Origin of the sequence: Actinomadura luteofluorescens, assembly GCF_013409365.1 — a bacterium.
Taxonomy (GTDB): domain Bacteria; phylum Actinomycetota; class Actinomycetes; order Streptosporangiales; family Streptosporangiaceae; genus Spirillospora; species Spirillospora luteofluorescens.
The window spans coordinates 581,028-590,831 of sequence record NZ_JACCBA010000001.1; the positions used below are offsets into that span (position 1 = coordinate 581,028).

Genomic DNA, 9,804 nt, shown 5'->3' on the forward strand with positions numbered 1-9,804 from the left:
CGTCACGGTCGCCTTCCTCTTGCCCGCAGAGTGTTCATCTCAATACGGATCGTGACAGTGGCGGGTGCGCCTGCCGGTGAGTGCTCACTGGCCGGACAGGCGGTAGAGCATGACGCCGACGATCCGGTGGCGCGGGACGTATCCGTAATGCCGGGAGTCCCAGCTCACCGGACGGTTGTCGCCGAGCACGACGAGCGTGCGCGGCGGGACAGAGGCGCCGCCGATCCGCGCGACGTCCGGGTCCGCCCAGCCCGCGGGCACATGGTCGCCGGGGACGGCCACCGTTCGTTTGAGCAGCAGCGTGGTCCGGGGCCGGTCGTCGGGACGCAGAAGGATCACCTGGCCGCGTCTGACCCGCCGGGTTCGGCGCACCAGGATGCGGTCGCCCGAGCGCAGGGCGGGTTCCATGCTCGTCCCGTCCACGGTGGTCAGCAGGAGGCCGCGCCGGGCCGCGAGCACCAGCAGCCCGGCCGCGGTGAGCGCCCCGGCGGCGAGGGCGGGGCGGATCACGTGACCTCCTGGTAGCCGGACGCCTGGAGCCGGAAGAGGCGGGCGTAACCGCCGTCGGCGGCCATCAGTGCCGCGTGCGTGCCCTGCTCGACGATCCGCCCCTCCCGCAGGACCACGATGCGGTCGGCGTCGCGGACGGCGCTCAGCCGGTGCGAGATGAGCAGGCTGGCGCGGTCCCGGCGGTGCTCACGCATCCGCGCGTGCACCTCGTGCTCGGCCTCGGGATCCAGGCCCGCGCCGGGCTCGTCGAGGATCATCAGGTCCCGGCCCTCGCGGACCAGCGCCCGGGCCAGCGCGACCCGCTTCCACTGCCCGCCGGACAGCACCACGCCGGTCACCTCGTCCGCCTCGCCGAGCGCGAACATGCGGGTGAGCGCCGTGTCGTAGCCGCGGGGCAGGGCGGCCAGCCGGTCGTGGACGCCGGCGAGGGCGGCCGCGGCCTCCACCCGGCTCGGCTCGCCCAGGGACGCCAGGTCGCCCAGGGCGATGTTGTCGCGAGCGGTCATCTCGTAGTTCATGTGGTCCTGGAACACCGCGCTTATCCGGGTGCGAAGCGCTTCGGGCGGGATGTCGCGCAGGTCCACGCCGTCCCAGAGGATCTGCCCGCGGGTCGGGTCGTACATCCGGCACAGCAGCTTGACCAGCGTGCTCTTGCCGGCGCCGTTCAGGCCGACGAGCGCGACGGCGTCGCCGTGAGGGATCGTCAGGTCGAGTCCGCGCAGCACCCAGGGGTGGCCGTCGCCGTAGCGGAACCACACGTCGCGCACTTCGATCCCGCGGCGCAGCGGCGGCGCGTCCGCGCCTTCCGCGCGAGGGAGGTCGGATTCGGCGCCGACGACCGCGACGTAGTGGGCGAACGACAGCAGCCGCGCCTGGCCGCCGGACACCGCCGTGATGAGCCCCGCGAGCGCGGCCTGCACGCCCGCGGCGGCGGCCAGGAACATGGTGACGTCCCCGGCGCTGAGCGCGCCGTCGCGGGCCGCGCCGATCGCCCACCAGAGACCGGCGCCGGTCACCGCGGCGCTGACCGTGGTCAGGCCGCCCTGGGTGCGCAGCTCGCGCAGGTCCATGCGGCGGGTGGCCCGGTCGGCGTCCCGCCGCTCGCGCATCATGCGCAGACGCAGGAACGCACCGATCCCGAACAGCCGGATCTCCGTGGCGGCGGCCGTGCCGGTGAGCAGCTGCCCGTAGAAGAACTCGCGGCGGTGGTACCGCTCGATGCTCCACTCCATGGCGGAGCGCCGACGGGTGAGCAGGACCTCGGCGACGAGGGCCGGCAACGCGGCGGCGAGCACCAGGCCGGTCATCACCGGGCTCAGAAGCGCGAGGGAGGTGAGGAAGCCGGCCAGCGACAGAAGCCCGCCGAGCCCCCCGCCGAAGCCGTCCACGATCTCGGGCAGGCGCTGGACGGCCTGCTGCGCGAGCCGGAGCCGGTCCTGGAAGGCCGGGTCCTCGAAGGCGCGCAGGCCGACCTGGCGTTCGGCGGCGGCGAACAGCCGGTCGGTGCCGGCCGCCCCGGCCGCCCGGCCGATCTGGGCCCGTGCGTACTGGGCGGCGAGCGGCAGGAACGCGGCCGCCGTCCCCGCCGCGACCAGTCCGAGCGCCAGGCCCGCGACCGGGCCGTGCGCGCCGGTCAGGCGGTCGATGACGAGTTTGGTGAGCCAGGCCGTGGCGACGGGCGTCGCGGCCGTCGCCACGGTGAGGGCCAGGAAGAGCGGAACCCGCACGGGGGCGGCCCGTCCGATCAGCGCCATGGCCGCGGCCGCCGAGGCGCGCAGCTCGCGCGGCCCGATGCGCCGGTCCGGCGCCGGGGCGTCGGACACGCTCAGCCCCGGGCGGCCGGCACCGGGAGCCGGTCGATCCGAGTGCCGGTCGCGGCGATCCGCCCGTCCTCCCCGACCACGTAGAGGGCGGGAGTCCACTCGTTCCGGAACGCGCGGGCCATCGGGCCGCCGTCGAGATCGGCGAGCACCACCCTGGCGACGGGCGTCAGGGCCGCCACCGACGCCGGGTCGTCACCGCCGACCACCGCGAGGACGTTCTCCCTGCCCAGGTCGCGAGCCCGTTCGACGAAGGACGGCAGGAGATCATGGCATGCCTCGCAGTCGGCGGAGAAGAACCCGACGACGCCGGTCACGTCATGGCGCGTCACCGGATCACCGTCGCTGGTCACCGCCGCGAGCTCGCCCACGGGGTCGCCGGGCCGCAGGGCGAAAAGCCCGTCGTCGCGGCCTGTGGACCGCAGCGCGTCCGCCCGCATCCGGCGCAGGATGCCGACCGTCAGCAGCAGGTTCAGCAGGCACAGCGCACCGAGCAGCACGACGGCCGCCGCAAGATATGGCATCAGGAATCCCTAGCGAAGATCGGACCATGTCGCCGGACGACGACCGGGATCGCCGCCGGACCTCTCGCCCGCCGGACGGCGGCGCGGCCGCACCGCCGCCCGGGTCGGATCAGCAGCTGCTGCGGATCTTGGTCCAGCTGCAGCCCGAGTCCACGCAGCAGAACCGGTACCAGTAACCGGGGTGCCCGTTGGCGTTGCAGAAGTAGTTGCCGCTGCACGCCGATCCGGTGGCCTTCGGGACGATGCGCTCAAGCGCACGGTCGATGAGACGACTCATCGCATCTCCTTTTCGTCATGGCCAGAGAACACCCGGAGAGAACAAATCACCACCTGACCGTGCGCGCGCTGAAATCTGCGGCCGGTGCCATTTGTTCTCCGGTTGATTCCCCGGCGCGGGGCTGGGCCAAGTATCACCCCCCGTACCGCGAACACCGCAACCCCCGGCGAACCACATGATGATCTTTGTGTGATCCTGCTGAACGCCGCCGCCGCAATGATCAACAACTCCAGAGTTTGCCGTTCCACGGCGCCCGTCCGATGGCGGGCGACGCCGGGGCTCAGACCTCGTAGAGCTTCCATGCGGGAAGACGTCGAGCGGTGATGCCCTCGGCGGGACCGAGGAGATCACGGCGTCGCAGCATGAGGCGCAGATGCCGGGCGGCGTCGACACCCGCCGGTGGGCCCGGGTCCAGGATGACAGGAATCTCCTCGTCGGCCGTCCGAACCATCGCGTCGGCCGGGTGGCCGTTGACGATGGCCCCGAGATCCACCTCTGAGCCCGGGTTCTGATTCGACAGGAATCTGAAAAGCCGCGCTTGGAGGTCGCCCAAGCCCTGCCCGCCCTCGGCGGTGAACTCGCCGGAGGCCGCCGCTCGCAGATCTGCCGCAAGGCCGCGCCGGCCTTCCCAGAGTGCCGCGTCGCCGACCACGATCAGGTGCGAACGGGCCCGCGTGATCGCGACATTCCACAAGTTGAACTGGCGCTGTATCCAGCGGATCGTTCCCGGGCGCATGCCCTCACCGGCCACCAACGAGAAGATCATGACGTCACGCTCACCTCCCTGGAAGGTGTGCACCGTGCCGACGCGCACCCGGCCGTCGACGGCTCCCCATCGCCGCTGCACCATCTCGGCCTGCGCCTTGAACGGCGTGACCACTCCGACGGTGGCGTCGCCGGGCAACTTCTCCAGGAGGTAGCGGACCGATTCCAGAACCTTCTCGATCTCTACCGGATTGATCCATGAGGTGCCGGACTTTCGCGCCTGCCCCTGGACGTCCGACCAGAGGATGGCAGGACGTGCGGGCAGGGCGGGACGGCCGCGGATGTCGGTCAGGACGTTCAGGTTCCCGTCGTAGAAGCGCTCGTTGACGAAGGCGGCGATCTGCGGGTGGCACCGGAAGTGCTCGTCGAGCAGAAGTCCGCTTCCCAGGGATCCTTCGGCGGCGTGGAAGGCCGAATAGCGCCGAAAGCCGAGACGGTATTTCTCCAGCCATTCGGGTCGCAAGCCGTGCTCGCGCCGGAGAACGGCTTCACGCTCCGCGTTGAGCCGGGACACGTGGGGCAACTGCATGACGTCACCGATGACCAGCGCCCGGCGGGCGCGGAAAAGCAGCGGCAGGACGTGCGGGATCGCGCACTGGCTCGCCTCATCGATGATGACGAGGTCGAACAGCGCCGGCTCCGGTGGGAAGCGGCGTGCGGACAGGCTGGTCACCGCCCAGCCGCGCACGGCCGTGAGCGCGTTCTTCACAGCGCGCCAGTCGCTGCCATCGCCGTTCTGGGCCCGTATCAGTTCGGTGATGAGATGGCGGTGGTGCCTGGCGGACGAACGCACCGTGATTTCCAGAAGTGCGGCGGCCGTCTCCTCGACTTCACGTTGGGCGGTAGCGAGTCGCGTGGCGAGGGCTCCGTCGTCCGGCCCGCCCACGGCCTGGGGCAGCACGCTCTGCCAGGCGGCGTCGGCATGCTCGAAACGGGCGAGCGCGCGGCAGGTGGCCTCGGTCCCGGAGGAGTTGACCCGCAATCCCAGACGGCGCAGCAGTCGCTTGCGCCGCCATTCGCCCAGCAGCTTGGCGTCGGCGGCGCGTTCGGCCCTGCGAGCGATTGCTTCCGGTCCGTCATGGTCTCGGAGGAGTCCGAGGAGTTCGGCCACCGTTGCTTCGAGTTCGGCGGCGTGCACATCGCGGGCCTCCCCCGCCTCGCGGAGGGCCCGCTCCGCCGACGCGACGCGGTCGAGTTCCAGCCGGGCCGCCCGCAGCCGGTCGCCGGCGACGTCCAGCCGGGCCTGGGCGGTTCGGGGGTTCGACGCGGGCGGCTCAACGGTCCTCAGGTAGTCGAGCGCGGCGGCCTCGTCTTCCCGGTAGCCACGCGAGCCCGTGCGGACGACACTGCCCGGCGCCAGCCGCTCGCATCGTCCGCACACCTCGTCCACGGCCTGGTTGTTGGTGGAGGCGACCAGGACCTTCTCTCCGGCGGCCTCGGCCGTGGCGACCAGGTTGGCGACGAGTTGACTCTTCCCCGTGCCGGGCGGACCGGTCGCCACGGTGAGGCGATGGGACATCGCCGAGCGCAGGATCTCCGCCTGCGACTCGTTGGCCGGCAGAGGGGTGACGAGCCGCACGTCCTGTGGTCGATGATCGGGGGCGGGCAGCGCGCGCTCCGCCGGTTCCGGAGACAGCGCGGCGAGCGCCGTGACCTTGATCTGCCCGGCGTGCCGCTCGATGTGCTCGAGGTCCTTGAGGAGCTTTGCCGTGGCGCCGGGATTCCGGGCGACGGCGTAGAGCACGGCGGAGTTGCGTGCCCCGCTCACCGGGGTGTCGACTTCGATCCGATCGCAGAGCCGGTCAGGCTCGATCTTCTGGACGGCGGGCAGCGCGTATTCGTCGCGCAACAGGTGGACGATGTCGACGGCCATGCGGTCGTGCTGCCCTGCGTGCCACGTCGGCTGGTAGGACTCGGCGAGGGCGGCGGCGTCCTCGCCGAGCCGTTCGGCGGCCAGACCCGGGTGCGGAATCACGGGGCCGAACGGCCGCAGCCGTATCTCCCCGTCCACGTGGACGGGCTCGACCGCGCGCACGAGCAACGGCGCGAAGTTGGAGGCGGCTCCACCATTGCGCGTCCCGTGCGTCACCACCGCCGGGTAGCCCGCCCAGAGTTCGCTCTCCTGCTCGATGGCCTGCTGGACGAACTTCTCCGCATCCGGGGGCGTGGAGATGCCGTGGTCATCGTCGAGGACTCCGGCCAGCAGACGCTCGGAGCCCGAGAGGCAGACGTACGCCTTTCCATGGTCACTGACGGACATGGCTTCAGGGACGTTCCCGTCCGCCATGACGCAGTCCCGGTAGTAGGCCAGCAGGCTGGACCAGGTGGGTTGTGCCGCGGCTTTGGAGTACCCCGCTCCGGTGCCGGGCGACCATGTCGCCGTTTCCGTAAGGGGCCCACGAGACAAGGGCACCAGTTGCGGCGCCGGACCCTGGGGGCAGTTGGCGATGATGATCCGGTCGTCGACCCCGAGGGACGACGCGACGGGTATCTGGTCGGAGCCGTCGCCCCTCATCCGCCGGTTGACGTAGTGGAAGAGGTCCACGACCGAGACCTCTCCACTGCCGTCCTTGCCCGCCCGTCCCGTACGCAGCGCCTCAACGATCTGTCCGGTGAAGACCGAGGGGGTCACCTCGTCGCCGGCCGGCACCGGTGCGTAGGAGTCCTGGCCTGCCCGGGACGAGGACAGCACATACACACCGCGGCTGCTGAGGAGTGGCTCCTCGCCGGATTTGGCCGTACCGGGCCCCTGCCCGTCAGTGGTGCGCAGCCCCACCGCGAAGCCCCCGCTCCGGCAGCAGTCGATCATCACGACCTTCTGCGGGGCGACGCACACCTCCAGCAGTTCGTTGACGAATCCCGCGCCCACCGCCGTCTCGGCGATGCGGTCGAAGTCGGTGTCCTTGGCGATGAAATGGAACTCGCCGCCGGACTGGACGAGACGGGTGCCGTGCCCCGAGACGTACAGCAGCGCGAACTCGTCCTCGTCGCAGCCGTCGAGGAACTCGGCGATCTCATGGCGCATGTCGTCGGCGGTGAGATCGGCCACTGGCCGGACCGCCGGGAACGCTCCGATGCCGCGGTGCTGGAGGACCTGTTGGAGTTGCCAGAGATCCGCACGAACGGACGGGAGCGGAGCGAACCTCCCGTCGTCATACCTCTCATTGCCGATCAGCAGCGCTTTGCGTCGCTTCGGTCGGCTCACTCTGGACGGTTCCCGCCGTCGATCCTGTCGAGGAACTCGCCGATGATCCGTTCCTGCGCTTGATCCGGGCGGCCGGTGATGGTGATGGAGTCATCACCGCAGGAGACTTCGATCTTCCGATGACGCTCCCGGGCACTCCATTCCCGGATCAGCGCGACCAGGACCTTCGTCGTCTGCGCTCCGGACGCGGCGACCGTCGCCCACAGGGCCAACTCACCCGTGAGGACGCCCTTGCTGCCGGGGATGGGCGAAGTGGGCGGGTCGGCGTACCCGGCGCCGACTCCGTCGATCTTCAGCAGTTCGCCGTGCAGTTCGCGGGTGAGCCGTTCCTGCCGGAGCGTGTCATCGCCCGCCAGTACCCGCAGCCGCCACTCCTGCTGGTCCATCCAGTGCACTCCCTTGTGCCGCTCCGGAAAGTCCGATCAAGAGCACCCTTTCGCAACAGCCTGTTACGTGTGTTTACATCACGACATCGACTGTGACCACACCCGGCCAGCGCTCGCCTCCTCGCCACGGGGGAGGTGGCGGCCTCGCGGGTCCTGGAGAGACAGCGGACGGCTCGTTCGGTCCTGGTGACGGGGTGGGCCAGCGCGCAGCGGGGGTCTTCGACGCGTTCGGTGAGGAGCATCGGGTCGGTGCGACCGTTCCGGCCAGGTCCACGGGGGGTGGGAGGGGTCAGGCGCAGGTGATGCAGCGGGCGGCGGCGGGGCGGGCTGCCAGGCGGGCGGCGCCTACGGGGGCGCCGCACGAGGTGCAGATGCCGTAGGTTCCGGCGGCCAGTCGTTCGAGGGCGCGGTCGAGGTCGTCGAGACGGCCCCGGGCCGCCGCGAGCAACGCCTCCACGTGGGCGCGCTCGAACCCGAGCGTCGCGCCCTCGGGGTCGTGCTCGTCGTCCACGGCCGACAGCCGGGCCGACTCCACGATCCCCTCGCGGTCGCGGTCGAGCGCGCGGACGGCGGCGAGCGTGCGCTCGCGCTCGCCCTCCAGCACCTCGCGCGTCCGCGCCGCCTCCACATCCGCCTTGTCGCTCATCACCAGAAGAACTCCCTGGCCAGACGACACATTCCCCGGTCGGCGTCCCGGAGGACCCGCCTCGGGAGCACCCTCGATCATCGGGGCTCAGGGCCGGAGACCTCGGGGCGGGGCGGTTCATCGACGCGATGCCGGTCGTCGGTATGGGGACGGCTTCTTATGGGGTGAAAAGTCGTTGCGAGCGCCTGTTCGCCGCTTTAGAGCATTTTTGTGGCGCGTTGTCCATTGCGTTTTACGCACTCCCGTGAATCTGTCCATGTCCGGTCGCGGTGTCAGGGGCGGCGGAGCGGGGGTCGGGGCCAGGAGCGGTGCGCAGCGGCCCGGCGGACGGCCCGGCGGGCCGCTGCGGCAGGGCGGTCTCGCTCTGGCCTGCGCCGACCTCAAACCGAAAAAACCGGCAACCTTCCTCCAACTCCGTGCGTCACACCTAGCGGATCACTGCATCACTTATTCGTCAGGCCGGAAATATCACCCGAGGGGGCGCTATCTACACGGAACGGGCGGGGGCGCCAGTGGAAGAGACATTCACGCTACAGAAGTCATCTTTCGGGCAATCCGGTCGGGTCACGGTCACTTTCGCGCGGGGCGGGCTGGAGCACGAGGACGCGCTCCTCAGCCACCGCTACGGTCGCGCCGACGACCGCGACGCCCTTCTCAAGACCGCCCTCTCGCCCGCCGGGGCGAAGCTGCTGCGCCGCGAGGCCGAGGTCTACGACCGGATCGGCGGGCGGCAGGCGTCCGCCGGGCGGATGATCGGCTTCCAGGCGGCGCAGCGGCCCGTATGCCTCATGGTGACCCGCCGCGGCGTGCCCGTCTCCCGGTGCGAACCGGTGCCGCGGCTCGACGACGTGCAGCTCGGCCGGGCGGCGCGCGACCTGTTCGGCGCGCTCGCGTTCCTCGCCGACCTCGGCTTCGCGCACCGGGCCGTCTCCGCGGACACCGTGTTCTGGGACGGCCGGCGCGTCGAGCTGCACGGCTTCGGGCACGTGGAGCCGCTCGGGCCGCCCGAGGCGCTCGCCGGGTCCGCGCTCGGCACGCCGACGGGGCTGCCGGTCAGCGACGTCCCGGACGTCCAGGCCGCCGCCCTCCTGCTGCTCCGGCTCGCCACCGGGTCGCCCGGCGGCGGGACGCCCGCGGCCCTCGTCGCGGAGCTCGCCGAGGTCGACGCCGTCCTCGCGCAGGCGCTCGAACCGGCCTTCCACGCCGCCGGCGGCCCCGGCGTCTCCCCCGGTGAGATCAAGGACCGGCTGTGGCGGAGCCGCCCGAAACCGCCGCCGTCCGGACACGTCCCAGAGGATCGGCACGAGACGGCTGCCCCGCCGCGGCAGCCGTCCCCGGCCCAGGCGCCCCCTCGCCCGGCTCAACAGGAGACGCGGGCCGAGGCCGGGCCGCGTTCGGCCGTCCGCGACCGGCGGCTCGCCGCGGAGGAGGACGGACGGGCCGAGTTCCGCGAGCTGCGCCGCCGGCAGCGGACGTTCCGCCAGGGCCGCCGGATCGCGGCCGAGCCGCCGCGAGAGCAGGCCCAGGCGGGGCCCGTCGCGCCGTCCTGGACGGCCCGGCCCCCGGCAACGGACGGGGCGCCCCCCGGCGGGCACGGCCCGCTGCTCTTCCTCCTCCTCGGGGTCCTCGCCGTGGCCCTGATCGTCAGCGCCGTCCTGCTCGTGAGGTGAC

At 71.7% G+C, this 9,804-nt stretch carries 8 protein-coding genes; 1 reads left to right on the forward strand and 7 read right to left on the reverse strand.

The features are described 5' to 3' along the window. Positions 1 to 84: 84 nt before the first annotated feature. From BJY14_RS02530 to BJY14_RS02560, 7 genes are all read right to left on the reverse strand, one after another. Complete coding sequence (locus BJY14_RS02530) at positions 85 to 510, reverse strand: S26 family signal peptidase (RefSeq protein ID WP_218905013.1); 426 nt, start codon at positions 508 to 510, stop codon at positions 85 to 87. Further along, on the reverse strand, positions 507 to 2,333 hold the full coding sequence (locus BJY14_RS02535; protein ID WP_312878925.1) for an ABC transporter ATP-binding protein: 1,827 nt from the start codon (positions 2,331 to 2,333) through the stop codon (positions 507 to 509). Before BJY14_RS02535 ends, BJY14_RS02530 begins: the two co-directional genes overlap by 4 nt. Before the next feature lie 2 nt (positions 2,334 to 2,335). Beyond that, on the reverse strand, positions 2,336 to 2,854 hold the full coding sequence (locus BJY14_RS02540; protein WP_179842094.1) for a peroxiredoxin family protein: 519 nt from the start codon (positions 2,852 to 2,854) through the stop codon (positions 2,336 to 2,338). A 109-nt stretch (positions 2,855 to 2,963) separates the two neighbouring features. After that, positions 2,964 to 3,131: a hypothetical protein gene (locus tag BJY14_RS02545; RefSeq protein ID WP_179842095.1), complete on the reverse strand. Its 168-nt coding sequence runs from the start codon at positions 3,129 to 3,131 to the stop codon at positions 2,964 to 2,966. A 280-nt stretch (positions 3,132 to 3,411) separates the two neighbouring features. Next, positions 3,412 to 7,101 carry a caspase, EACC1-associated type gene (locus BJY14_RS02550; RefSeq protein ID WP_179842096.1) on the reverse strand — a complete coding sequence of 1,230 codons (3,690 nt, stop codon included), beginning with the start codon at positions 7,099 to 7,101 and terminating at the stop codon, positions 3,412 to 3,414. After that, positions 7,098 to 7,487, reverse strand: coding sequence for a hypothetical protein (locus BJY14_RS02555; protein WP_218905018.1), 390 nt, complete (start codon positions 7,485 to 7,487; stop codon positions 7,098 to 7,100). The genes BJY14_RS02550 and BJY14_RS02555 overlap by 4 nt, the downstream gene beginning before the upstream one ends. Before the next feature lie 289 nt (positions 7,488 to 7,776). Then, complete coding sequence (locus BJY14_RS02560; protein ID WP_179842097.1) at positions 7,777 to 8,133, reverse strand: TraR/DksA family transcriptional regulator; 357 nt, start codon at positions 8,131 to 8,133, stop codon at positions 7,777 to 7,779. Positions 8,134 to 8,645: 512 nt separating this feature from the next. Here BJY14_RS02560 and BJY14_RS02565 point away from each other — a divergent pair. Then, positions 8,646 to 9,803: a hypothetical protein gene (locus BJY14_RS02565; RefSeq protein ID WP_179842098.1), complete on the forward strand. Its 1,158-nt coding sequence runs from the start codon at positions 8,646 to 8,648 to the stop codon at positions 9,801 to 9,803. The last annotated feature ends 1 nt before the right edge of the window (position 9,804 follow it).